Source organism: Saccharopolyspora taberi, from assembly GCF_039534165.1.
Lineage (GTDB): Bacteria > Actinomycetota > Actinomycetes > Mycobacteriales > Pseudonocardiaceae > Saccharopolyspora_D > Saccharopolyspora_D taberi.
Genome location: NZ_BAAAUX010000043.1, coordinates 29726 through 54384, shown reverse-complemented (window position 1 = coordinate 54384; position 24659 = coordinate 29726). Strand labels below are relative to the sequence as shown.

19 protein-coding genes are annotated in these 24659 nt (G+C 71.8%); 5 read left to right on the top strand and 14 right to left on the bottom strand.

Going from position 1 to position 24659, the window contains the following annotated elements:
- Positions 1-871: 871 nt before the first annotated feature.
- Together ABD691_RS32795 and ABD691_RS32790 are read right to left on the bottom strand one after the other, a co-directional pair.
- Positions 872-1771: a hypothetical protein gene (locus ABD691_RS32795; protein ID WP_344686256.1), complete on the bottom strand. Its 900-nt coding sequence runs from the start codon at positions 1769-1771 to the stop codon at positions 872-874.
- Positions 1768-2475: a hypothetical protein gene (locus tag ABD691_RS32790; protein WP_344686255.1), complete on the bottom strand. Its 708-nt coding sequence runs from the start codon at positions 2473-2475 to the stop codon at positions 1768-1770. Before ABD691_RS32790 ends, ABD691_RS32795 begins: the two co-directional genes overlap by 4 nt.
- 429 nt (positions 2476-2904) lie before the next feature.
- Between ABD691_RS32790 and ABD691_RS32785 the strand changes: the two genes are divergently transcribed.
- Positions 2905-3321, top strand: a complete 417-nt coding sequence (locus ABD691_RS32785; protein WP_344686254.1) for a peptidase inhibitor family I36 protein — start codon at positions 2905-2907, stop codon at positions 3319-3321.
- A 421-nt stretch (positions 3322-3742) separates the two neighbouring features.
- Here the strand turns inward: ABD691_RS32785 and ABD691_RS32780 are convergent, their stop codons facing one another.
- Positions 3743-4546, bottom strand: a complete 804-nt coding sequence (locus ABD691_RS32780) for an alpha/beta fold hydrolase (protein ID WP_344686253.1) — start codon at positions 4544-4546, stop codon at positions 3743-3745.
- Between the two features lie 100 nt (positions 4547-4646).
- On the opposite strand from ABD691_RS32780, the gene ABD691_RS32775 reads away from it, so the two are divergent.
- Positions 4647-5024: a MerR family transcriptional regulator gene (locus ABD691_RS32775; RefSeq protein ID WP_344686252.1), complete on the top strand. Its 378-nt coding sequence runs from the start codon at positions 4647-4649 to the stop codon at positions 5022-5024.
- Here ABD691_RS32775 and ABD691_RS32770 read toward each other — a convergent pair.
- From ABD691_RS32770 to ABD691_RS32760, 3 genes are all read right to left on the bottom strand, one after another.
- Positions 5021-6436: a bifunctional metallophosphatase/5'-nucleotidase gene (locus tag ABD691_RS32770; protein ID WP_344686251.1), complete on the bottom strand. Its 1416-nt coding sequence runs from the start codon at positions 6434-6436 to the stop codon at positions 5021-5023. The genes ABD691_RS32775 and ABD691_RS32770 overlap by 4 nt on opposite strands.
- 51 nt (positions 6437-6487) lie before the next feature.
- Positions 6488-8833 carry a GTPase-associated protein 1-related protein gene (locus ABD691_RS32765; protein WP_344686250.1) on the bottom strand — a complete coding sequence of 782 codons (2346 nt, stop codon included), beginning with the start codon at positions 8831-8833 and terminating at the stop codon, positions 6488-6490.
- A 193-nt stretch (positions 8834-9026) separates the two neighbouring features.
- Positions 9027-9575: a snapalysin family zinc-dependent metalloprotease gene (locus tag ABD691_RS32760; RefSeq protein ID WP_344686249.1), complete on the bottom strand. Its 549-nt coding sequence runs from the start codon at positions 9573-9575 to the stop codon at positions 9027-9029.
- Positions 9576-9787: 212 nt separating this feature from the next.
- On the opposite strand from ABD691_RS32760, the gene ABD691_RS32755 reads away from it, so the two are divergent.
- Genes ABD691_RS32755 through ABD691_RS32745 form a run of 3 tightly spaced genes read left to right on the top strand, consistent with a single transcriptional unit; the run spans position 9788 to position 11026 of the window.
- The gene (locus tag ABD691_RS32755) at positions 9788-10417 is read left to right on the top strand and encodes a maleylpyruvate isomerase N-terminal domain-containing protein (RefSeq protein ID WP_344686248.1); all 630 of its coding nucleotides are present in this window, start codon (positions 9788-9790) and stop codon (positions 10415-10417) included.
- A 44-nt stretch (positions 10418-10461) separates the two neighbouring features.
- Entirely contained in the window at positions 10462-10692 is a 231-nt protein-coding gene (locus ABD691_RS32750) for a ribbon-helix-helix domain-containing protein (protein ID WP_344686247.1), read from the top strand.
- Complete coding sequence (locus tag ABD691_RS32745; RefSeq protein ID WP_344686246.1) at positions 10679-11026, top strand: type II toxin-antitoxin system PemK/MazF family toxin; 348 nt, start codon at positions 10679-10681, stop codon at positions 11024-11026. The genes ABD691_RS32750 and ABD691_RS32745 overlap by 14 nt, the downstream gene beginning before the upstream one ends.
- Positions 11027-11239: 213 nt before the next feature.
- Here the strand turns inward: ABD691_RS32745 and ABD691_RS32740 are convergent, their stop codons facing one another.
- From ABD691_RS32740 to ABD691_RS32705, 8 genes are all read right to left on the bottom strand, one after another.
- Positions 11240-12175, bottom strand: a complete 936-nt coding sequence (locus ABD691_RS32740) for a heme o synthase (RefSeq protein WP_344686245.1) — start codon at positions 12173-12175, stop codon at positions 11240-11242.
- Complete coding sequence (locus ABD691_RS32735; protein WP_344686244.1) at positions 12172-12555, bottom strand: DUF3817 domain-containing protein; 384 nt, start codon at positions 12553-12555, stop codon at positions 12172-12174. The genes ABD691_RS32740 and ABD691_RS32735 overlap by 4 nt, the downstream gene beginning before the upstream one ends.
- Before the next feature lie 118 nt (positions 12556-12673).
- On the bottom strand, positions 12674-13732 hold the full coding sequence (locus ABD691_RS32730) for an LLM class flavin-dependent oxidoreductase (RefSeq protein WP_344686243.1): 1059 nt from the start codon (positions 13730-13732) through the stop codon (positions 12674-12676).
- Between the two features lie 85 nt (positions 13733-13817).
- Positions 13818-15113, bottom strand: coding sequence for a lysine N(6)-hydroxylase/L-ornithine N(5)-oxygenase family protein (locus tag ABD691_RS32725; RefSeq protein WP_344686242.1), 1296 nt, complete (start codon positions 15111-15113; stop codon positions 13818-13820).
- A gap of 101 nt (positions 15114-15214) precedes the next feature.
- Positions 15215-16027, bottom strand: a complete 813-nt coding sequence (locus ABD691_RS32720; RefSeq protein WP_344686241.1) for a siderophore-interacting protein — start codon at positions 16025-16027, stop codon at positions 15215-15217.
- Positions 16028-16103: 76 nt separating this feature from the next.
- A complete protein-coding gene (locus tag ABD691_RS32715; RefSeq protein ID WP_344686240.1) occupies positions 16104-17438 on the bottom strand; it encodes an MDR family MFS transporter in 1335 nt (444 codons plus the stop codon).
- On the bottom strand, positions 17435-17632 hold the full coding sequence (locus ABD691_RS32710) for an MbtH family protein (RefSeq protein ID WP_344686239.1): 198 nt from the start codon (positions 17630-17632) through the stop codon (positions 17435-17437). Before ABD691_RS32710 ends, ABD691_RS32715 begins: the two co-directional genes overlap by 4 nt.
- The gene (locus ABD691_RS32705; RefSeq protein WP_344686238.1) at positions 17629-24612 is read right to left on the bottom strand and encodes an amino acid adenylation domain-containing protein; all 6984 of its coding nucleotides are present in this window, start codon (positions 24610-24612) and stop codon (positions 17629-17631) included. Before ABD691_RS32705 ends, ABD691_RS32710 begins: the two co-directional genes overlap by 4 nt.
- Between the last annotated feature and the right edge of the window lie 47 nt (positions 24613-24659).

Here is a 24659-nt window from a genome sequence, read left to right as displayed (position 1 = left end):
CGATCCTCGTCGGCCCTGGCGGGCCGACGCCACCTGCCCGGCACCGGCGAGCCGACGGTGACCACATGGTTGCGATCCTCGTCGGCCCTGGCGGGCCGACGCCACTTCCGGACGTCGCGTCGGTGCGCCGCGGTTCAAGAAGTTGCGATCCTCGTCGGCCCTGGCGGGCCGACGCCACCGGACCGGTGCGGCCACACCCACAGCGGCCCTGCGTGTTGCGATCCTCGTCGGCCCTGGCGGGCCGACGCCACCCTGCCCGAACAGGGGTGATGGGTTGCCGTCCACCACAGCGTTATCCGACTGTGCACAACACACCCGGGAAACGCTTCGGAAGCCCTCGGCGTGTCGGCAAACGCTTACCATTCCGAACCCAGACACAACAACCCCACCCAACACGATCTTGGTTCACCTGCTCGCCATGGCGGCAGTTCTGCACAGTAGAGATCCACGGCGGCCCGAAGATGCCGTCACAGCTGCCGCGCAAACCGCAGCAGCCGGGACGCCAGGGCTGGCGCCCGGCACGTCACGCCAGCGAATGCGCACGCTCGACCACCAGCACCCCACCCGAAAACCGCTGGCCAAACCCGGCCCCACTCTTGGGCGCTCCTGCCAAGGGCACGATAAGTTGAGACACCGATTCGACTGTGGCCATGCCAGAAACGCCGCTGTCCGCACGACGATCCATCCGGGTAATCCGTCACGTCTACCTCGACACCGAGCCAACCCCGTAGGTCTGTTTCAGCACCAACCGCCCACCATCTGGCGTTGCCCCTGCTTTTCGCGCCCTGCTGGGGGCGCATAGCGCCTGGTCGGGACGCCGGGGGTTGATCTCGTTCAAGATCAACCCCCACCAGCGGGTGGGGCGCACGATTCACACATAGCCAGTTCTCCCTGTTTTCAATGGCTTCCGGGTCGGCTTGCGAGTCGGTTCCCGTGTGACCGGCGATCCGCCGAAGGCGAAGAACGCCAGTGCGGGGGCGATCGTGATGGCTGCGCTGACTGCGGCTGTGGTGGCCGGGCCGGCGAGGGTGAGACCGACGGTGGCTGCGGCGGTGACCAGCGCGGCGATGGCGCCGTACGCGGCGACGGTGAGGCGGATCAGGCGTAGCCGTTCTGCTTCCGGCCGCCGGGTACGGCTCAGCAGCCAGGCCAGGGAGGGCAGCAGCAGGACGGCATGCATGGTGACGGCATGGGCAGGGCGCAGGAAGCCCGCCGACTGGTAGGCGTCGGCCGCACGGCCCGCGCTCTCCAGCGTCAGTCCGTAGGCGATCATCACCGCTCCGGCCGCCATGGACAGGGTGAGCGCCACCAGTCCGGCGCGAAGCGCGAGCCGCATGCTGGGGGCGGTTGCCGGGTTGGGGCGCAGTGCGGCGATGGTGAGTGCGATGACGACCGCGATGAGGACGACGCCGCCGAACGCGAGGGCGCGGGTGACTGCGGTGTCGAAGGTGGTCTCGGTGTTGAAGTGCGCGGGAACACCGCGCCATGCCTGAAGGGTTATCAGGCTCGTCTCCAGCAGGGCCGCCGAGGTGAACGCGCCCAGCAGGAGAGCGCGGGTGCGCGCGGCGGGCGGGAGGAGACTGCAGATCCAGGTGACGGTGAGCACGCTGACCCCGAAGGACAGCCCGAACGTGATCGGTTTTCGCCAGGAGACCGGGCCGTCCCACGGACCGCCGACAAGCAGGAGGACCACGGTGTGGAAGGCGGCGGACGCGAGCAGCAGGAAGCTCGCACCGACGGCGAGCCGGTGGGCCGGCGAGGTGGTGGTCACGCGTTCACCTCGGACGCGGTCGGCCGTGGGCGGGCCAGTGCGACCGCGGCCCACACCAGCCATGCGGTGCCACCGAAGCGGACGACAGGCAGCAGGTAGCTGAACCCGAAGACCAGCAGCAAGAGGGTGGCGGCCAGCCCGGCAGCGGCGATGACCAGCCCGGTCGCGGCACATGCCCGCGGCAGCAGTCCGCTCTCGCGGGCTGCCAGGCAGGTGCCCGCCGCCAGGAGGGCGAAGGACACGGCGTACCCGAGACCACCGGCGAGGAAGGACAGGTCTGCCAGGGCGCGGGCCAGGGCCGCGGGGGACTCCTCCGGAAGCCGGCCGAGGGTCCAGCTGAGCGCGGCGCTGGCGGTCAGCGCGCCGCTGGCCAGCAGTCCGCCTGCGAGGGCTGTCGCCGCGGCGGCAGACCCGTCCGCGGGCTTCCCGCGCCGCACCAGCCCGGTCAGGGTGGTGGTGACGGGTACCAGGAGCACGGCGGCTACGACCAGCAGGAAAGCCCCCAAGTTGATCTCCGTGCCGTGGTGGCGCACGTAGTTCAGCAGGATGTCCTGGCCGGGTGTGCCGGGCTGCGGGGTGGCGCGGTTGGCCACGACGTAGGCAGCGGTGAGCACGGTGTAGGAAAGCGAAGCGGCGAGCAGCGCGACGGCGCCGCGCGGGCGCCGGAGGGAGTCCGCGCGGGACTCGGGTGCCGACGTGGGCATGACATCTCCTGGAACGTTGGCGAACGGCTTGGCGTGGAGCCCGATGGAGTCCGGGCGTGGAACGCGGAGCAATGATCGATCGGCCAGGGCCGCCCGCGCGTCGTCGCCAGCGCTGATTCGCGCGTACGCAGGACTGCGTACGGCGCCGCACTTCGTGATCGCCGCCGGGGCGTTGGTGGTGGGAACCGTCAACGCCTGTGGGCGCTCTGGTAACCCGGCGGCCGCATCCGCTGGAACCTGCCCACCGGACACTCCACGCGCTGACCACCATCCGGCAGATGGGTCCATCCGCGCGGCGGCGGGCCGCCAAGCGGCAGCTCGTCCGCACGGCCGTTCAGATGATCTCGCCGAATATCGGTGGATCGCCGATCGGGTTCTGGCAGCATGCGGGACGCCTGCGAGGGCAATTTCGACAATCTGGGGGAATTGATGTCAAGGATCTTGACCGCCCTGCTTGGGGCGGTGGCCGTCAGCGCGCTCTTCGTCGTTCCGGGTTCCGCCGCAGCGGAACCGGTGGCATCGCGGGAAGCGGCGCCCGCGCCCTGCGGGCCGGGCTCCGGCGCGTTCTGCTTCTTCTCCGAAGCGAACTTCACCGGGGCGGCCTTCTCCGTGGGGGACGCGGAGTCGGGCGTCTGCTACGGGATGCCCGAGAACGTCATGAGGTCCGCCCGTTCCATGCAGAACTACGCACCGCTGGAAGAGGGATACTTCTTCGCCGGAGCCGGATGCACGGGCGAGTCGGTGATCGCGGCCAGGGGCGGGGAATCCCGCGATTTCGGCTTCTACGCGGTCAGTTACCTCTCGGCGTGCGTTTCGTGCGCTGCTGAAGATCCGCGGAGCCGCTAACTTCCCGGAACTCCGGGAAGAACGGGCAGCTCCTCCTCCTGGGGCTGGGGCGTCGGTTGTCCAGGGGTGGGAGCGATCGTTCCCGGAACGCTCGGCGAAGGGATCGGCGGCCCGGTCGGCGGCAGCGGTGTTTCGAGCGGCGGTGGCGTGCTGGACGGCGGAGGAACGACCTCCGGCGGACCAGGCGCCACCGGTCGTTCCTCCGCAGGCCGAACCGGGAACGGCGATGCGAGGTACGCGCCCAGCACGCCGCCCGCTCCGGCGATCACCAGACCAATCACCACGAACGCGGAGCGGGCACCCCATCGCCGGTTTGCTTTTTCCCGCTTATCCATGGCGCCACCGTTTCGCCTCGGAACACGACCGCCCGGGAGAATATCCGCCCCGGGATAAAATCGGCGTCGTGCGGCGGATCCGGCATTTACCCGGCGAACTCGGTCAGTTCGCGGTTGAAGCGCGTGGGCTCGTCCCAGAAGGGGGCGTGACCGGCGGTCGGGTAGACCGTGAGCGTCGCGTTCGGATTGAGGCCGAGCACGCGCTCGGCCATGGCGGGGCGGACGATTCCGTCCTTTGACCCGTAAGTGAGCCACAGCCGGCTCGGCGCGGCGAAAGCTTCGTCGATGCCGTCGTTGGTGACCTGGCCGTAGCCGTTGAGCAGCGCCGTGGGCGGCATGGCGTTGAAGGCCAGGGCCTGGAGGTGGTCCGAGTCGTCCAGCGGGGTCGGGAAGGTCAGGGCGAGCGTTTCCCGGATTCCCCTGATGCGTTCGGCGACGTCGGGCGAGGTGACCTTGGGACCGAGCTCGATCGCCTCGGGCTGGAGCAGCTCCGGCGACATCCTGGTGACGGCTCCGGTGAGGGCAACGCCTCGGAGGCGGTCCGGGCCTTGGTGCTTGAGGTAGTGGCCGATCGCGAAGCCGCCGAAGGACCAGCCGACCGCGGTGGGGCGGCGGAGTTCCGCGGCGTCGATGACCGCCTGGATGTCGGCCGCCCACCGGGCGCCGTCGGTGTAGGCGTCCGGTGCGTCCGGGCGGGACGAGGCGCCGTGCCCGCGCAGGTCGAAGGTGACGATCCGGAACCGGTCCGCCAGCGCGTCCACCTGCCGCTGCCAGGACAGCCTGCTCTGGCCGAGGCCGTGCACGAACAGGATTTCCGGCGCGGCCGGGTCGCCGTGGGTCGTCGCCGCGAGGGCGAGGCCGTCCGGAGTGGGCACGGTCAGCGTGGTCATGAGTTCTCCTCCGCGAATCAGGTTCGCGGCTACGCTAAAAGCTGACGTTGACGTCAGGGGCAAAGAACTGAGACCGCCGTCACCGACGCAAGGAGCGCTCGTGCGCATCGGGGAACTCGCCGCGGCCACCGGGGTCAGCGTGCGCGCGCTGCGCTACTACGAGGAGCAGAACCTGCTCACCTCGTGCCGCAGCCGCAGCGGCCAGCGGCACTACCCCGACAGCGCCGCCGACCGCGTCCGGCTCATCCAGGAGCTCTACGCCGCCGGAATACCGAGCAGGAAGATCGCCGAGTTGTTGCCATGCATCGAAACCGGCGAGATCACCCCGGCGCTGCTGGACCGCCTCACCGCCGAGCGCGACCGCATCGACGGCCGGATCCACGAGCTGATCGCCACCCGCGACCGGCTCGACGCGGCCATCGACGCCGCCGCGAACGCCATGCGGCAGGGCGTGCCGTGTCCGCGCCCGAAGGCTTAGCCGATCACCACCCTCGGCTCGACCGGCGACAGCAACCCGCGCGCCCTGATCAGCTCGGCCAGCGCCTCGGCGTCGACGATCCCGGCCGGGGTCCGCACCCGCGCGCCCGGGAACGCGCGCTGCGCGGCGAACGTGGTGATCGCCAGCGTGTAGGTCGCCCGCGGGTCCACCGGCTCGCCGTTTTCCAGTCGCAGCTCGGAAATCCGGGCCCCGGCCGGCGCCGCGGGCGTGTAGCGGAACCGGAATCCGGACGGCCGGGCCTGATCGCCGCCCTCGGACCGCTCGATGCCCGCCGCCAGCTCCGCCCCGGTGACCTCGATGACCGAAACCTGGTTGCCGAACGGCAGGACCGAGTAGGCGTCGCGCAGGGTCACGTCCGGACCGGGGATGTCCGCCCGCGCTCCGCCGAGGTTCATCCAGCCCAAATCGGAGCGCCCCCATGCGCGGAAGGCGTCCGCGGCGAGGTAGCGGGTGTTCTCGCGGTCCAGATGCGCGGTGGTGGTGCCGAGGTGTTCGCCCAGCCTGCGCTCCAGGTCCGCGGCGTAGAAGTCCTCGAACTGCTTGAGCTCCGGATCAGGCGCGATCCGTTCGTCCACGTCGAGCACTTCGGTGCCGAGCCGGACCTCGTCGCCGTCGACCGAGATGTCGAGCCGCAGCACGGTGCCCATGTTCCCCTCGGGCGCGAGCAGGAGCCGCCCGTCCTCCCGCACGGTGATCTCCGAGGGCGTGTCGTAGTCGTCCTCCTCGCGCAGCGCCGCGGAGATCTCGGGGACGTTGTCCAGCAACCGCTGGTTGGCTTCCCGGCTGATCTGGGTGACGGCGATGATGACGTCCACGTCCTGCTCCCGCAGCCGCCGCACGGCTTCCTGCGCCGCGGGAACCGGATCGACATCGGTCAGCGTCCCGGCGGTGACCGTGTTGGCCATGTCCCCGGTCAGTCCTAGGTAGCCGATCCTGACCTGGCCGAGGTGCTGGACGCGGGTCTGCGCGTGGGGCAGGAAGGGCCTGCCCGCGTTGTCGACGATGTTGCTCGACACCCACGGGAAGTCCGCCGCGGCGACCAGGTCCCTGGTGTTTTCGGCGCCGAAGTCGAAGTCGTGCTGGCCGAAGCCAGCCAGCCGCACGTCCATCCGGTTGAACGCCTCCACCATCGGGAATCCGCGGTAGATGCCGCCGAACAGGGTCCCGCCCGCGAGGTCGCCGCCGAAGACCGCGGCGGAGTGCGGGTGTTCGGCCCGCTGCCGGTCGAGGACGGTCCGGACCCGCGCCACACCGCCGCGCCACCCGTCGTCCTGCAGCACCGGGGCCACGTCGTGGGCGTCCTGGAAGTACAGCAGCGACGCCGTCCGCGGCGGCGCGTCCACGGGCGCGGGCAGGGTCAGCAGCACGCCCAGCAGGGCCATCAGCTTCATGGCCCGTTCCTAGCCGGACCCGTTGACACGCGGGCGAAATCGAGCCGAACTTCAGCGATCCCGCAGGCGTTCGAACAGCCTGCGCGCCAGCGGGTGCTTCTTCGGCTTCTTCTTGGCCAGCTCGCGCAGCCACTCGTGCCAGCCCGCCGCGCCGTCGGCGTCGACCGCCCGCAGCAACCTGCTGACGTTGCGGTACTCGACCTGGCCGTGGCCGCCTGCCCACTCCTCCAGGGCCTTGTCGAACTCCGAGCGCATCGTCTGCGACACGTCGTCGGACCAGCCGGTGAGGAAGGCCAGCGCCACCGCCGCGTCCCGGCGTTCGGCGGACGGGTCGTCGGTCCAGACCGCCTTCAGCTCCCGCACCAGGACCTGTTGCAGCACCTCGCCGCCCTTGACGACGGCGGCGACCGCCTTCGCCGTGCCCGCGTCCAGCAGCGCCGCCGCGATGCCCGGCCCGCGGGCCGCCAGAACCGGTTTGGACACGTCCTTGAGCTCGGGTGGCGACTCGGATTCCTTGCCGCGCTGGAGAGAGGTCAGCCAGCGCCGCAGCGTTCCGTCCTCCTTCCACAGCGCCAGCAGGGATTCCGCCCGGATGTGCTCGACCAGCAGCCGCAGCAGATCCAGGTACCGCGCCGACACCTGGGCCTTGCCCAGGACGGATAACGCCTTCTGCGCCAGGGTTTCCGAGACGGTGGCGGTCGGCATCCCGGAGAAGATCCGCAGCATCTCGTCCAACGTGGGGCCGGTGTGGGCGAACAGCGCGTCCCACACCGCGTCGCCGACGCCGGGCCGGTCCGGTTCGCCCAGCGGGACGAGCATCGCCTCGATCGCGTCCTCGCGGCTCCTGCCGCCGTGCTCGACCGCCGCCCCCGCCACCGCGGCGTCGAACCGCGCGAACGGATCGCTGATCGACGAGACGAACAGCGGCCACCAGTGCTCCCGGATCGCGGCCTCGTTCTCGCTCCGCGACGCCAGTCGCTCCCGGAGCAGCCCGATCAGCGGCGGCGCGCAGGACCAGCGCCCGGGGTCGACCGCGCCCGGGTTGTCCGCCCACCAGGCCGCGAATCCGGCGGCGGCCTCGGAGAACCGGGCGGGCCGGGGCTCCAGGCCGTGCCGGGCGGCCAGCCGCAGCAGCGCGTCCAGCCGCTCCGGATCCGCGCCTGCTGCCGCCGCCTCGACCAGGTCGGTGGCCTTCTCCCGCTCCTCCGGCGTCCAGGGCCGCTCCGGCAGCGGGTCGCGTTCGACCGCGACCCCGCGCGCGATCTCGTCCACTTCCGCCCACAGCAGCGCGTAGCGCACCCGGCCCGCCAGCTCGTGGTGTCCATCGTGGACAGTGATGGCGAGCTTGCGCAGCACCGCGACGTCCGGACCCGCCTGCACCACGGCCCTGGCCACCCGCTCCACGGTGTCGGCCGAGGTAGACGACGGCGCGTCGGCCAGCCAGTCGGTGAGCTCCTCGGCGTGCGAGTCGACCGGCTCGCCGAACACCAGCGCGCCCGCCACGATCCGGTCGGCCGCCCGCGCCCGGTCGCTGCCCCGGTCCCGCGCGAACCGGTGGGCCAGCTCGACCGCGTCCACCACGTCGTAGGGGTCGGCCCGCAGGAAGCGCGGCACCCAGTGCACCGCCGACTCGGTCGGTTCCACCGCCGACCAGCTGCCGGTGACGAGGTTGAACACCGCGAAGTCGTCACCCCGACCGGCCTCGGCGAACCGGTCGGCCCAGTCCGGGTGCAGGGCGAGCACCTGGTGGTCGCTGTGCTGCGGATCGGTCGCGTAGACGCGGAAACCGATGCGCAGCGCCCGTTCCTGCGGCATCAGCAGGGTCGCCACCGCGATCCAGCGCACCACCTCGCCGGGATCCGGACCGACGAACACCACGCGCCTGCCGCCCCGGTCGTGCACCCGGTCCAGCGCGGAGAGCAGAGCCGTCAACCGCTGCTCGGCGTCCGGCAGCCCGAGCACCCACTCCCGCAGCAGGTCCACCGCCCACGGCCCGGGTTCGGGTTCGGCGGGCACCTGCTCGCACTCGCCCTCCGGCGGCTCGTCCGACCACCACGGCGCGTCCCACAGCTGCGCGGGGCGGATCGGCCCGTACCGCTGCGGATCGATGGTCGCGACCGCGTGCGTGAAGCGGCTGCCCTCCCACTCGCCGGAGGCCACGTGCACACCGCGGGCGGTGACGTAGACGCCGTCGACCGCGTGGGCCAGCGACGGCGGCCGGTCGGCGGGGTTGGCGTCCCACTGCCAGCCGACCGGGGCCTCGTACACCGCGGCGCGTTCGACCAGGGCGCGCATCTCGCCGGTCGCTCCGGCCGACGAGGCTCGCAGCTCGGCGCCTTCCCGGTCACCCGGTCCGCGGTCGGTGTAGCACAGCGACTCGAACCCACGCCCGCTCATCACCGCTCCGTTCGATCGTCGCCAGGGCCCGACCTTGATCAGAGACCATAGCGCCGATGCTCGGCGGGGCGGAACGCCGTCACCCGTGCGCCGGAGCCGGACAGCGCGACGCGCCGGGACGAGTGGAATCCCGGCGCGTCGCAGTGGTGCCCGGAGCACCTGCCCCGGCCTGTCCGAGACCGGGGGACGCAACTCAACGAAGAGCAGGCACGGCGTCGAGGTACGTCCGGCGTTCCGGCACCACGCCCTGCGCGAAGTTCTGCTCGACCTCCGCGATCTCGGCGTCGTTCGGGTTGGGGTTCTTGCAGCTGGTTCCGGCGCTGGCACCGGACATCAGCTCCTCGCAGATCCCGGTGCGGCGGTCGGGCAGACCGAGGATGTGGCCCAGCTCGTGGGCGGCGATGCGCAGCGTGTCGTGGCCTTCGTCGACCGCCTGCCGACCCATCCAGACGGTGCCGCGGCCCAGCCCGTCGACCTGCGCCCGCGGCCAGCCGTCGTCGGCCAGCACGGTCAGGTCGGCAGGACCGCCGTTGGCGGGCTGGAACTGGACGTTCTTGACGCGCTGGTTCCAGACCTCGGCGCCCTGGTTCACCACGTCGACGAACTCCTGGGCACCGCTGGCGTCGTAGGTCACGACCTCCGCGGCCTGCGGCGCGGCACCCGCCTGCAGCGGGAGGCCGAGCAGCACGGCGAAGGCCATGAGGGCGCCGAGAACGGCACGGATCATTCGGGGCGGGGTCATCTGTCCTCCTCGCGAAAGGCCGGAGTATCGGCAGCCCAGAACCTAGGTCCGCGTCCGGCCGGAAATCAGGAAATGGCGAACTTGTGCCAGCCGGGGCCGCGAAATCGGTGGTACTAATGGGAATTCGGCCGCGAGCTGAACCGTCCGAGCCGGACCGGTTGCCGTTCGTGGTTGGATTAACTGGGAAAACGTCCGTTATTCGAACTGGGGAGATGGCCGTGGTCGTGGACTCCTTGGAACAGGTCTGGCGCGCCTGGGCGGAACTGGGCGCGAGCCTGGACGACGAGGGCTGGAACACCCCGACGCGACTGGACGGGTGGACGGTCAAGGACGTCTACGCGCACTACGGCCCGGCCCTGACCGGTGGCCTCGCCGCCGTCGAAGGCCCCGACGTGGACAAGCCGCTGACGCACTCCACGGCGGCGGAGCTGCTCAGGGAGTTCCAGCGGCCCGGCGGCGTCGCGCACACCCTGGCCGACACCATCCGCGACACGGCGGTGGAGCAGTCCCGGGCGCAGTCCGCCGACGACGTCCTCCGGCCGTTCACCGAGACCGCCCCGCTGCTGGTCGCGGCGATCCGGGAGAACTCGCTCGACCGCCGGATCGACTACCTGGGCGCGGCGGTGCTGACCGCGCACGAGGGGCTGCGCATCGCGCTGATGGAGGGGGTCGTGCACTACCTCGACATCGCCGACGCGCTCGGCCTGCCGGCGCCCGGACCGGTGGGTGGCGAGCCGCTCACCGAGACCGTGCACCTGCTCGCCGACCTCGCCGATCCGGTCGGGTTCGTCGAGGCCGCCAGCGGGCGCGGGACCGCGCAGGTGCTGCCGGTGCTGCGCTGACCAGCGGTGTGACGGAAGGTGGCAACGCGAGTAGCATCGTCGGTATGAAGGTCAGTGTGAGCTTGACCGACGAGGACGTCACCTTCGTCGACGAGTACGCCCAGCAGGTCGGCGCGCCCTCGCGCTCGGCGGTGATCCACCAGGCCATCAACCTCCTGCGCACTGCCGAGCTCGAGGACGCCTACGCCAGCGCGTGGGAGGAGTGGGACGACAGCGCCGACGCACGCCTCTGGGAAACCGCCGCGGCCGACGGCATCGCCGATGCGCCGCGGTGACGTCTACTGGGTCGACTTCGAGCCCATCCGCGGATCGGAGGCGAACAAGACCCGCCCCGCGGTCGTGGTGAGCAACGACGCCGCGAACCGCAGCGCGGAGCGGACCCGGCGGGGCGTGATCACGGTCGTTCCGCTGACCTCGAACACCAGCCGCGTGCTGCCGTTCCAGGTGCTGCTGCCCGCCGCCGAGTGCGGCCTGGCCAGCGACTCGAAGGCCCAGGCCGAGCAGGTGCGCGCGGTCGCCTTCCACCGCTTCGGCGAGCGGATCACCAGGCTCCCGCAGGGCGCGGTGGAGAAGCTGGACAATGCCCTGCGCCTGCACCTCGGGCTCTGAAGACGCGGTCGCACTCGCCGTACGTGGGTGGTCGCTTGGCGGAACCTCAGGCGCCCGCTGGCTCCGGAATCTTTTTCCGACGTATGTCCAATACGACGGAAAAAGCTGTCCTCGCCAGCGAACACCTGAGAACCCGCGGGTGGTCGCCTTGCTCAGGTGGGCTAAGCGGCTGGCGCCGCTTGAGGACGATGGCTGGGTTGCAGAGAGCCCAGGTCAGCCCAGGGCCGGCAGGCCGATGGCGGCGTCGACGGCGATGGCCACGAACAGCAGCGCCAGGTACGAGTTCGACAGGTGGAACAGCTTCATCGGGTTGTAGGCCCGGCCCTGCCGGATCGAGTTGTGCAGCCGCTGCGCCACGATCAGGAACGCGCCGCCCGCCAGCACCGCGAAGGCGACGTAGACCCAGCTCGTCGCGGGCACCAGCAGCAGCGTGCAGGCCACCGTCGCCCAGCTGTAGACCAGGATCCGGGCCGAGACCTGGCGCGGGGTGGCCACCACCGGCAGCATCGGCACCCCGGCCCGGGCGTAGTCGTCGCGGTACTTCATCGCCAGCGACCAGAAGTGCGGCGGCGTCCACAGGAACACCACGCCGAACATCACCAGCGCCGGCCACTCCACCCTGCCCGTGACCGCCGACCAGCCGATGACCACCGGCATGCACCCGGCCGCGCCGCCCCACACGATGTTCTGCGAGGTCCGGCGCTTGAGCACCATGGTGTAGACGAGGACGTAGAACAGGATCGCGGCCAGCGACAGCAGCGCCGACAGCAGGTTCGCGCCCAGCGCGAGCACCGCGAACGACACCACGCCGAGCACGATGCCGAAGACCAGCGCGTGCGCGCGGGGAACCTCGTAGCTGACCAGCGGGCGCTTCTTGGTCCGGTCCATCACCGCGTCGATGTCGGAGTCGACCACGCAGTTGAGCGCGTTCGCGCTGCCCGCCGACATCGCGCCGCCGACCAGCGTGACCAGCACCAGCCACGGCGACGGGATCCCGCGCTGGGCCAGGAACATCGCGGGCACCGTGGTGACCAGCAGCAGCTCGATCACGCGCGGCTTGGTCAGCGCCAGGTAGGCCGCCAGAACCCCGCGGCGGCGGGGCGTGGGTGCGGGGGCCGCGCCGTCGGCGGCTTCGGGAACAGCGGTCATGACTGCGCCGATCCGGTCCCTTCCGCCACCGGCGTCTCGCCAGGCAGCGCCTTGCCGTCGAGCCGCAGCCGCTGCCACAGCGTCACCTTGCGCTCGGCGAAGAACGCTCCGAACGGGATCGTTCCGGCCAGCAGCACCAGGATCATGCGCCCCAGCGGGGCCTTGAGCTGAACCGTCGCCACCAGTGCGATGAACAGGTACACGATGTAGAGGTAGCCGTGCCCGATGCCGATGGTGGTGGTCCAGGTGTCGCCGAACTGCTGCACGGCCGAGCCCTCCGGCCAGGCGTACTTCAGCACCATCGTCAGGCACAGAGCGATCAGCAGCACCGCGGTCACGTAAGCCATGATCCGGTAGAAGGTCAGAACACCAGGCTTCACCACAGATCCCTCAATTCCGCCTCGTGCCTACATACCGGTATCACCAGACCGTACGCCACGGGCGGTGACCGCTCCGCGCAGACCTCGTGCGGAGTGGCGCCGCCCACCTTGCGGCGGATCAGCGCAGCCGGTACGCCTTCGCGACCAGTTCGAAGGAGCGCAGCTTGGCGGCGCGGTCGTAGACGTTGGCGGTGAGCATCAGCTCGTCGGCGCCGGTGCGCTCGCGCAGCTCGTCGAGCTCGGCCCGGACCGTCTCCGGCGAGCCGTACACGGCATCGGCCAGCCAGTTGTCGACGAAGCCGCGCTCCAGCTCGCTGTACTCGTAGGCGGCGGCCTCGGCCGGGCTGGGCAGCCTGCCGGGGTTGCCGCGGCGAAGCCGCAGCATGCTCAGCGCGATCGGCCGCGCCAGGTGCAGCGCCTCCTCGTCGGTGTCGGCGGCGATGGTCTGCACGCCGATCAGCGCGTACGGCTCGTCCAGCACCGTCGAGGGCTGGAACGACTGCCGGTAGAGGTCCAGCGCGGGCAGCGTGTTCTGCGCGCTGAAGTGGTGGGCGAAGGCGAACGGCAGGCCGAGCGCGCCCGCGACCTGGGCGCTGAAGCCGCTGGAACCGAGCAGCCAGATCGGCGGGGTGTCGCCGTGCGGCACCGAGTGCACGTCGGCGTAGGGGTGGTCGATCGGGAACTCGCCGCCGAGGAACGAGATCAGCTCGCCGAGCTGCTGCGGGAAGTCGTCGGCGCTGAGCGGTCCGGTGGTGCGCCGCAGCGCGCGGGCGGTCGCCTGGTCGGTGCCCGGGGCGCGGCCGATGCCGAGGTCGATCCGGCCCGGGTGCAGCGCCTGGAGGGTGCCGAACTGCTCGGCGACGACCAGCGGCGCGTGGTTGGGCAGCATGACCCCGCCCGAGCCGAGCCGCAGCGTGCTGGTGGCCGCGGCGAGGTGGGCGATCACGACGGCGGGGGCGGAACTGGCGATACCGGGCATGCCGTGGTGCTCGGCGACCCAGAACCGGTGGAAGCCCCACTGCTCGGTGGAGCGCGCCAGCTCAGTGGTCGTCTCCAGCGCGTCCGACGGCGTGATCTCGGCCCCCACCGGGGCGAGGTCGAGCACCGAGAGCGGCACCGGCGAGTCGCCCTTGGCGGCTCCGCGGATCGGGTCGGGGTTTTCGGCTGCAGCGTCCATCGGCCGGTGCAACCGCGATCAGCCGCGATGTGTTCCCGCTTTGCCCTGTCACTCCCGCCACGCCGTCACTTCCGCCATGCCGGGGTCAGCTGCCGGTCAGCGCGACCTCGCGCACCGCGGCGCCGCGGGCGGCGAGCACGGAGTCGCGGATCTCGCCCGCGCGGACGGCACCGTTGGACAGCAGCGACGACGAGATCCCGTGCGTGTGCTCGGTGCCGCCCTGGAGGTAGACGCCGCCGGGGAAGTCGGCGCGCAGCCGGTAGTCCCGCTCGACCTGGGGCCTGCCCTGCTCGTCGCGGGCGCAGCGGCGGCCGAGGTCGCCGAGCAGCGCCAGCGGATCCCGCGGCCGGCAGCCGGTCGCGTAGACCAGCACGTCGGACTCCAGCACCGTCCGCTCCCCCGTCGGCAGGAACTCCACGGTGACCGCCACGCCGTCCGGCCCGGTGCGGGTGTCGACCACCCGCGAGGCGTTGAACATCCGCAGCCGCTGCTCGCCGCGCACCTTCTCCTGGTAGGCGCGGGAGTACAGCTCCTCGATGAGATCGAGGTCGACCACCGAGTAGTTGGTGTTGCGGTGGTAGTCCAGCAGCGTCCGCTTGAACTGCTCCGGCGAGGCGTAGAAGTCCTCGACCGCCTGCGGGTCGAAGATCCGGTTGGCGAACGGGCTGTCGTCGGCGGGGCTGTAGCCGTAGCGGCTGAACACCGAGCAGACCTCGGCGTTCGGGAAGCTGCGGTGCAGGTACTCGGTCGCCTCCGCCGCGCTCTGCCCGGCGCCGACGACGGTGAACCGCCGGGACGTCCGCGGGTCGAGCTCGCCGACCCGGTGCATCAGGTCGAGGTTGTGCCACACCCGGTCGCCGAGTTCGGCACCCGCCGGAACGCTGGCCTCCAGGCCGACCGCGACCACGACGTTGCGCGTGCGCCAGGCCGAACCGCCCGCGGTGACGGTGAACAGCCCGTCGGCGTCGAGCCCGACGCCGGTGACCTCCGTGCCGTACCGGACCACCGGGTCCATCCGGGCCGCCGCCCACTCCAGGTAGTCGTGGTACTCGACGCGGGTCGGGAACATCGTCTTGTGGTTGATGAAGTCGACCAGCCTGCCCCTGGCGTGCAGGTACGACAGGAACGAGAAGTCGCTGGCCGGGTTCCGCTGCGTGACGAGGTCCTTGAGGAACGACACCTGCATCGTGGTGCCCTCGATCAGCATCCCGCGGTGCCAGCCGAACCCGGGCTGGCGGTCCAGGAACAGCGCGTCCAGCCGGTCCGCCCCCGCCGCGCGGTTGTGCTCGTCGATGGCGATGGCCAGGGCCAGGTTGGACGGGCCGAAGCCGATCCCGATCACGTCGTGCACGGGGCCCTGCTGGTCTAGTGGCGCAGACACGGTTGTCCCTTCGGGTTTTCCTCGCGGGCTAAGGCATTCCGGGCAGCTGGGGTCTTCCGGGTCCGGGGTCCTCCAGCGACGACGAGTGCGGAGCCCGCCCTTCAGTCGCGGTCGTGGTTGTGCTTGTCGTGGTAGTCGGGCTCGGCCATGCCGTGCTTCCAGTAGCCGACGGCCAGCACCGAGGCCGCGTCGAGCCTGCGCTCGTCGCGCAGGTGCCGCCGGATCCCGCGCACCATCGACGACTCGCCCGCCACCCAGGCCGACGCGCCGCTGGGCACGTCGACGGCGCGGACCGCGTCGGCGAGCAGCGTCGAGCTCCCGGCAGGCACGCCGTCCCGGTGCAGCCAGGTCAGCCGCAGGTCCGGCGGGCAGACCAGGTGCTGCTGCTCGGCGGCGTCGGCGACCTCGACGAACACCTGGCCGCGGGCGGTCACCGGCAGCTGCTCGACGATCGCCGCGATGGCGGGCAACGCCGTCTCGTCCCCGACGAGCAGGTACCAGTCGGACTCGCGGCAGGTCCTGCCGCCAGGCCCCATCACGCCGAGCAGGTCGCCGGGCCGGGCGTCGCGCGCCCAGCTGGAGGCGACGCCGTGGTCGCCGTGCAGGACGAAGTCGATGTCGAGCTCGCCGCGCTCCTCGTCGTAGCGGCGCACGCTGTAGGTGCGCATCGTCGGGCGTTCGTGCGGTTCCGGCCAGCGGTAGCGGCCGGTGGCCGGGTCGAGCACCGGCAGGACCGGACGCGACTGCTCGGGCCGGGGGACGAAGACCTTGATGTTCGGCCCGGTGTGCTGGTCGCGGAAGCCGGCGAGCTCCTCGCCGCCCACGGTGATCCGCCGCATGGACGGGCTCAGCTCCGCCGTGCGCAGCACCTCCAGCGTGCGCGCGGGTGGACGGGTCCGGTTCGCTGCGCTCATCCCGCGTTCCCTCCCTGATCCATTGACTAAGGCTAGCCTAACCATAGATGCAATCGGCAGTCCGGCGCGGCGTGGCCTACTTCACCGCTGACGCCGCCGGTCGCGCGGATTCCTTGACGCGCAAGGCAAGGATCACTCCGGCCAGCGCGAAACCCGCGGACAGCAACATGCCCAGGTGGTAGGTGGCGGGTTCGGTCGGCGCGCCCTGGGTTGCCAGCACCGCCGCCGTGACGGCCACGCCCAGCGCCGAACCGATCTGGCGCTGCACGTTGAACAACGTGGAAGCCGAACCGGTGTCCGCCGACCCGATCGTCGTGAAGGCGACGACCTGCAGCTCCGCCGAGGCCGCCCCGACGAACAGCCCGGACGCGAACTGCACGACGGCGGCGAACCACGGCCCCTGGACCAGGTTCATCAACGCGAAGGACGCGGCGGCACCGAGCATCGCGACCGCGATCAGCCGCCGCGGCCCGAATCTCCGGTGCGCCCACGGAACCAGCTGCGAGGCGACCATCAGCCCGACCGCCTTGGGCAGCGTCACGAGCCCCGTCTCCCACGCCGAGGCGCCGAGCGCCGTCTGGTACATCAGCGTGAACCCGTAGAGGGTGCCCAGGAATCCGGCGACGCAGAGCAGCAGGACCAGGCTCGCCCGCCGGAACGACGCGTCCCCGAACAGCCGCAGGTCCAGCATCGGCGACTCGGACCTGAGCTGCGCGCGAACCAGCAGCGCGAGGCACGCGAGCCCGGCCGCGCCCGCCGCCCAGGATCCGGTTTCCAGCCCGTACATCAGCAGCCCGAGTCCAGGGGCCGCCAGCGCGAACCCGAGCACGTCGAACCTCCGGCCGACCGATTCCACGTGCTCGGCGAGGAAGAACGCGCCGAACAGCAGCGCCAGCACGCCGACCGGGACGTTGACGTAGAAGCCCCAGCGCCAGGTGAGGTGGTCCACGAACAACCCGCCCAGCACCGGCCCGAGCGCGGGCGCGACGGCGGTCGGCAGGATCAGCACCCGGGTCAGCCGGATCCGCTGCTCCGGCGGGTAGGCGCGGAACAGCATCGTCAGCGCCACCGGGCTCATCACACCGCCGCCAGCGCCTTGCAGCACCCGCGCCAGCGTGAGCTGCGTGAGGTCCTGCGCCGCGCCGCACAGCGCCGAAGCGAGGACGAAAACCCCGAAGGCGCCGAGGAAAACCCGCTTGGTGCCGAACCGGTCGCCGAGCCAGCCGGAGACCGGGATGCACACCGCGAGGCTGACCAGGTAACCGATGTTGACCGCGGAGGTCGCGCTCGGCGGCACCGCGAACTCGGCGCCGATCGCGGGGAGCGCCACGTTGACGATCGTGGCGTCCATGCCGTTCATGAACATCGCGGCGACGTAGACGACGCACACCGCGACCCGCGGATCGATCACGTCCCCGGCGCTCCCGCTGGGCGCAGGTCGGTCCAGCTCGCCTCGATGTGCTCCAGGCACGACGCGCGGTCGGCCGGACCGTGCGCGACCGTCCAGCCCGCGGGCACCGCGATCGCCCGCGGCCACAGCGAGTACTGGTCCTGATCGTTGATCAGGGCGTAGAAGGTCCCGTCCGGATCCTCGAAGGGGTTCATCGCTTGCCTCCTCGCAGGCGCTGGTCGACGAGGGCGCCGATCTCGGCGATCGGCCCTCGCTGGGTCATGTCCTTGTGCTCGCAGGCGATCGGGTGGTCCTCGACCACGCCGTCCACGTACGGCTGCCACATCTGCGCGCTCAGCGATTCCTTGGCCGGGTTGACGGTGGCGGTGAAGAACAGCACGTCGCCCCGGAACTTGTCGTGGTCGGCCTCGTTCTCCAGCACCGCGCAGTTGGCGAAGTTGTCGATGACGGCGTTGATCGTGTGCTCTTCGAGGTTGGCCAGCGCGCTGCCCTCGGCCGAGAGCACCTCCATCACCTCGGCCCGGTCCAGCTCCCGGCCGCCGAAGTCGTAGCCGGCCATGTACAGCAGCGCGTTCAGCGCCTCCTGCTCGGTCGGCAGCTCGTCCCAGACGTCCTTGGGATAGGAGTCGAGCATGCACAGGAACCGCACTTCCTCGCCCCGCGCCTGGAGTTGCGTGCTCATCTCGTGCGCGACGACCCCTCCGAACGACCAGCCCAGGAAGTGGTACGGGCCGTGCGGCTGGACCGAGCGGACGTGCTCCAGGTACTCCGCGGCCATCTCGTGCAGGGTCGGCGCGACCGGCGCGGGATCGGCCAGGCCGCGCGACTGGATGCCGTAGATCGGCCGGGCCGGGTCGACGTGGCGCATCAGCGCGGAGAACGGCCACGCCAGACCGGCGGCCGGGTGCACGCAGAACAGCGGTTCGGCGTCGCCGCCGGTGCGCAGCGGTAGCAGGATGTCCAGCGCGTCCCGCTTGCCGCTGTGGTGCAGGTTCGCCGCGAGCGCGGCGACGGTGGGCGCGGCGAACAGGCTGCCGACGTTGAGCCGGATGCCCAGCGCCTCGGCGATCCGGCCGACCAGCCGGGTCGCCAGCAGCGAGTGCCCGCCCAGGTCGAAGAAGCTGTCCTCGACGCCGACCCGCGGCAGGTCGAGCACCTCCGCGAACAGCCCGCACAGGACTTCCTCGGTGGGGTTGCGCGGCATGGTGTTGCCGACCGCTTCGCTGAGGTCCGGCGCGGGCAGCGCCCGGCGGTCGAGCTTGCCGTTGGGCATCAGCGGGAGCTCGTCCACCACGACCACCGCCGCCGGGACCATGTAGTCCGGCAGCGCCGTCGCGGCGTGCCTGCGCAGATCGACCGGGTCGGCCGCACCGACCGCGTAGCCGATCAGCCGCTTGTCGCCGGGCCGGTCCTCGCGCACCACCGCGGCGGCCTGGGTGACGCCGTCGTGCGCGGCCAGCACCGCCTCGACCTCGCCGAGCTCGATCCGGAAACCCCGGATCTTGACCTGGTCGTCGGCCCGCCCCGCGAAGTCCAGCGCACCGTCCCGCCGCCACCGCACCAGATCACCGGTGCGGTACATCCGCGATCCCGGCGGCCCGAACGGGTCGGCCACGAACCGCTGCGCGGTCAGCCCCGGCCGCCCGAGGTAGCCCCGGGCCAGCCCGGTCCCCGACACGTAGAGCTCGCCGACCACGCCGGTCGGCACCGGTTGCAGCGCCTCGTCGAGGACGTACAGGCGCGTCCCCGGGTCGGGCACGCCGATCGGCACCGTCCCGGACACCGGTTCGCACTCCCAGAGCGTGGAGTTGACCGTGGCCTCGGTCGGGCCGTAGCAGTTGATCATCCGCAGCTTCCCGGCCCAGCGCCGGACCAGGTCGGAGGGCACCTTCTCGGCGCCGCAGAGCAGGGTCGCGCCGGGCGGGAACTCGGTGTCGTCCGGGAACATCCCCATCATCGACGGGCCGATCGCCAGGTGCGTCACCCCGTGCCGCCGCGCGTACTCGGCCAGCGGTTCGCCCGGCACCCGCCGCTCGGCGGGCACGACCACCAGCGTGCCGCCGCCGAGCAGGCCCATGCACATCTCCCAGAACGCCACGTCGAAGCTGGGCGAGGCGAACTGGAGCACCCGGCTCTCACCGCTGATCCCGACCCGCTCGGTCTGGGTCGCGATCAGCCCGGCGATGCCGCGGTGCTCGACGACGACGCCCTTGGGCGTGCCGGTCGAACCTGAGGTGTAGATGACGTACGCCGGGTCGTCGACCGCCGCGATCGGCAGCGGACCGCTCGGGTCCCGCGGCTGCGCGCGGCTGCTGATCACGCGCACGGGCAGGTCGGAGGCGCTGTCGGCGATCACGACGCCCGGCCGCGCGTCCTCGACCATGTGCCGCAGCCGGTCGGCCGGGTAGTCCGGATCCAGCGCCAGGTAGGCCGCACCCGCGGTCATGGCCGCGAGCAGCCCGATGATCAGCTCCGGCGAGCGCGGCAGCATGACGCCGACGACGTCACCGCGCCCCACGCCGTGCTCGGCCAGCACCCGCGCCAGCGCGCGGACCCGCTCGTCGAGCTCGCGGTAGGACAGCTGCTCGTCCTCGAAGATCAGCGCGGGCTTGTCCGGGTGTTCGGCGACGCGTTCGGCCAGCAGCGCGGGAAAGGTGCCCGCGCGGCCCTGGACCTCGGCGTCGCCCCATTCCAGGAGGAGCTCCCGCTCGCCGTCGGCGAGGATGTCCAGCCTGCCGATCGGGGTGGCCGGGTCGGCGACGGCCGCGGTGAGCAGGCGGACGAACCGGGCCGCCAGGTCCTCGGCGGTGGACCGCTCGAACAGGTCGGTGCTGTACCGGAGCAGCCCCTCGGCGCCACCGCCGGCGCGCTCGTGCACGCTGACCGCCAGGTCGAACTTGGCCGCCCCGGCATCGGCGGTGTCCACAGTGGTCTCAAGCCCGGGCAGCTCGGCGCGGACCTCCTCGGTGGCGCCCCAGTAGGCGAGCATCACCTGGAACAGCGGGTGCCGCGACAGCGAGCGGACCGGGTTGAGCACCTCGGCCAGCCGCTCGAACGGCAGGTCGGCGTGCTCGTAGGCGGCGAGGTCGGTATGCCGGACCCGGTCCAGCAGCTCGGCGAAGCTCGGCTCGCCGGAGGTGTCGGTGCGCAGCACCAGGCTGTTGACGAAGAAGCCGACCAGCTCGTCCAGCGCCTCGTCGCCGCGCCCGGCCACGGGCGTGCCGATCGGGATGTCGGTGCCCGCGCCGAGCCGGGTCAGCAGCGCGGCGAGCCCGGCCTGCACCACCATGAACGCGCTCGCCTGGTGGTCGGCGGCCAGCGCGCGCAACGCCCCGTGCAGCTCCGCGCCGATGTCGAAGCGGACCTCGTCGCCCGCGTGGCTGGGCACCGCCGGGCGCGGGTGGTCGGCCGGGAGCTCCAGCTGGTCGGGCAGGCCGTCGAGGGTCCGGGTCCAGAACGCGAGCTGGCGGGCGCCCGGGCTCGCCGGGTCCTCCTCGGCACCGAGGACTTCCCGTTGCCACATCGTGTAATCCGCGTACTGGACGGGCAGCGGCTCCCACACCGGCTCGGCACCGCGCAGCCGCGCCGCGTACGCCGCGGAGAGATCGCGCACCAGCGGTGCCATCGACCACTCGTCGGTCGCGATGTGGTGCAGCAGCACGAGGAGCACGTGCTCGTCGGGACCGGTCTCGAACAGCACGGTCCGGATCGGCGGCTCCTCGGCCAGGTCGAAGGCGTACCGCGCTTCCTGCTCGATGTCCCCGCCGCGCACCAGGTGCAGCCGCGGAGTGGTGTTGCGGACCTCCTGGTACGGCTCGCCCAGGACCTCCGGGAACACCGTCCGCAGGCTCTCGTGCCGTTCCACGACGTCGGAAACCGCCGCCTGCAGGGCGATCACGTCCAGGCGGCCGGAAATCCGCAGCGTGAGCGGGAGGTTGTAGGTGGCGCTCGGACCCTCCAGCCGGTGCAGGAACCACAGCCGCTGCTGCGCGAACGACAGCGGGATCCGCTCCGGCCGCCGAACCGGGACCGGCGCCGGCCGCCGCACCTCGGCTTCGAAGCAGGTCACCAGCCCGGCGACCGTGGGGTTGTCGAACAGCGCGCGGATCGTCGGCGCGGCGCCGAACTCCGCGCGGATCCGCGACAGCAGCCGCGTCGCGAGCAGCGAATGCCCGCCCAGCTCGAAGAACCCGTCGTCGATGCCGACCTCCGCGGCCCCGAGCACCTCCGCGAACAGGGCGCACAGCCGGGCCTCGACATCGTTGCGCGGGCCGCGCGCACCGGCTTCGAACTCCGGCGCGGGCAGCGCGGCGGAGTCGAGCTTGCCGTTGGCGGTCAGCGGAATCCCGCCGACCACGACCAGCGCGGCGGGCACCATGTACTCCGGCAGGCGGGCCGCCAGGTGCGCGCGCAGGTCGGCGGGCTCGGCGTCGGTGACGGCGTAGCCGACCAGCCGCCGGTCGCCCGGCCGGTCCTCGCGGACCACGACCGCGGCCTGCGCCACCCGGGGATGTGCGGCCAGGTTCGCCTCGATCTCGCCGAGCTCGATCCGGAACCCGCGCACCTTGACCTGGTGGTCGGCCCGGCCCAGGTACTCCAGCGAACCGTCGGCCCGCCACTTCGCCAGGTCGCCGGTGCGGTACATCCGGGTTCCGGGCCGCCCGTGCGGGTCGGCCACGAACCGCTCCGAGGTCAGCGCGCGGCGCCCGAGGTAGCCGCGCGCCAGGCCCTCCCCGGCGACGTACATCTCCCCGACCACGCCCGGCGGCACCGGCTCCAGGTCGTCGCCGAGCACGTACACCCGCAGGTCCGGGATCGGCCCGCCGATCACGCTGCCCGACTGCGAGCCGTCCAGCTCGGCGTGGGTGACGTGCACCGTCGTCTCGGTGATGCCGTACATGTTGATCAGCTGCGGGCCGTCCGGCCGCCGCTCGCGCCAGGAGTCCAACCTGGACGGTTCCAGCGCCTCCCCGCCGAAGATCACGCAGCGCAGCGCCAGGTCCGCTGGCTCGTCCTCGTCGGCCTGGCTTAGCTGGTAGAACGCCGACGGCGTCTGGTTGAGCACGGTGACCCGCTCGCGCTCCAGCAGCGCCAGGAACTCCTGCGGAGAACGGCTGACCTCGTGCGGCACGACGACCAGCCGGCCGCCGTGCAGCAGCGCGCCCCACAGCTCCCACACCGAGAAGTCGAAGGCGTAGCTGTGGAACAGCGTCCACACGTCCTGGTCGGTGAAGGAGAACCAGTGGTCGGTGGCCGTGAACAGGCGGACCACGTTGCGGTGCGGGATCACCACGCCCTTCGGGCGGCCGGTCGATCCGGAGGTGTAGATGACGTACGCGGCGTGGTCCGGGCCGACCCGCCCGCGCTCGCCGGAGCCCGGATCCCGTTGCGAGTGCCGGGAGATCTCCGCGATCGTCGCGGGGTCGTCGAGCAGCAGGGTGGTGATGTCGCCAGGTAGCCGGGCGGCGTGCTCGGTGTCGCCGATCAGCACCGTCGGTTCGGCGTCGGACACGACGTGGGCCAGCCGCTCGGCGGGGTGCCCGGGGTCCAGCGGCAGGTAGGCCGCACCCGCCTTGAGCACCGCCAGCAGCGCCACGACCAGCTCGACCGAGCGCGGCAGGGCCAGCGCCACCAGGTGTTCGGGGCCCACGCCGTGGTCGATGAGGTGGTGCGCGAGCTGGTTGGCCCGCGCGTCGAGCTCGCCGTAGCTGACGTCGACGCCGTCGAAGGTCACCGCGACCGCCTCTGGACTGCGGCGGGCCTGCTCCTCGAACAGCTCCGGCAGCGTCACCCGTGGCGGGGTGACCGGTTCCGGCGCGGGCAGGACCAGTCGCCGCTCCGCCTCCGACAGCAGCTCGATCCGCCCCACCGGGGTCTCCGGATCGGCACCGGCGAATCCGGCCAGGAAGCCCAGGAACCTGCTTCGGTGCCCGGCCAGCTCGTCCTCGCCGTACAGGCCGGGGTTCGCGTCGAACTCGAACCGCAGGTCGCCGCCGCTGGGGTAGATCGAGATGGTCAGGTCGTCGACCGGCCCGGCGGCCAGGTTGTGCACCGTCGCGCGGGCGTCTCCGAAGTGCAGGTCGTAGTCGAAGGACTTGATGTTGACCATCGGGCCGAACAGCGGCCGGTCCGATCCGAGCGTCCGCAGGTCGCGGCGAAGGTCCTCGCCGCGGTGGTTCTGGTGCTTGCGCAGCAGGCGCACGGCCTTGGCGACCTGCGTGACCAGCTCCTCGCGGGTGGTCTCCGGGGTGATCCGCAGCCGCAGCGGCAGCACGTTGACGACCATGCCGGGAACGCGCAGCGCGGCCGTGCCGATCCGGGCCATCACCGGCAGCCCGAGGACCACGTCCCGAGCCCCGGTCATCCGGTGCAGGTACGCGCCGACCGCGGCGATCAGCGCGTCCGGCCACATCGTGCGGCTGCGCTTCGCGGCTTCGGACAGCGCCTCGGCGGTCTCGGCGGGCGCGGAGTCGGACTGGCGCAGGAAGTGGTGCCCGGTCGCCCGGGACCGGCCCGCGAGCGTGACCACCTCGGGCCGGTCGGCGAGGTGCCGGCGCCAGAACTCCTCGTCCTGCCGCCGCTTTTCGGACTCCCGGTAGTCGCGCTCGGCGTCGAGCAGCGCGCTCAGCGGTTCGAACGGCGAGGGATCGGGCCGCTGACCGGCGACGAGGGCGGAGTAGACCTCGGCCACCCGGCGGATGACGATCGAGAACCCGTAGCCGTCGATCGCCACGTGGTGGATCCGCTGGTACCAGAGCCAGCGGTCGTCCTCGATCCGGAACAGCGCCCCCGCCAGCAGCCCGGAACCGTCCAGCGCTGCCGAACCGTTCAGCCCGGAACCGTCCAGCGCTGCCGAACCGTTCAGCTCGGCGCGCATCCGCTCGACGGCGGTGGCGACGTCGCCGGCGTCGACGACCTCGAACGGGAAGTCGGCCTCCGGCCGCACGAGCTGCCGGGGACCGGCGTCGTCCTCGGTCACCCGGACCCGCAGCGCGTCGGCCTCGGCGACGACCTGCCGCACCGCCGCCTCGAACAGCGCCGGGTCGACCGGCCCGTCGATCTCGACGTACTCGGCGGTGTTGAAGATCGGGTTCGCCGGGTCGAGCTGCTGCGCGAACCAGATCCCCGCCTGGGCCGCCGACAGCGGCAACGACTCGGCAGATCGCTCGCCCATCGTTCTCCCCACAGATCAGAATGAAAGTAAGGCTAACCTTACTTATA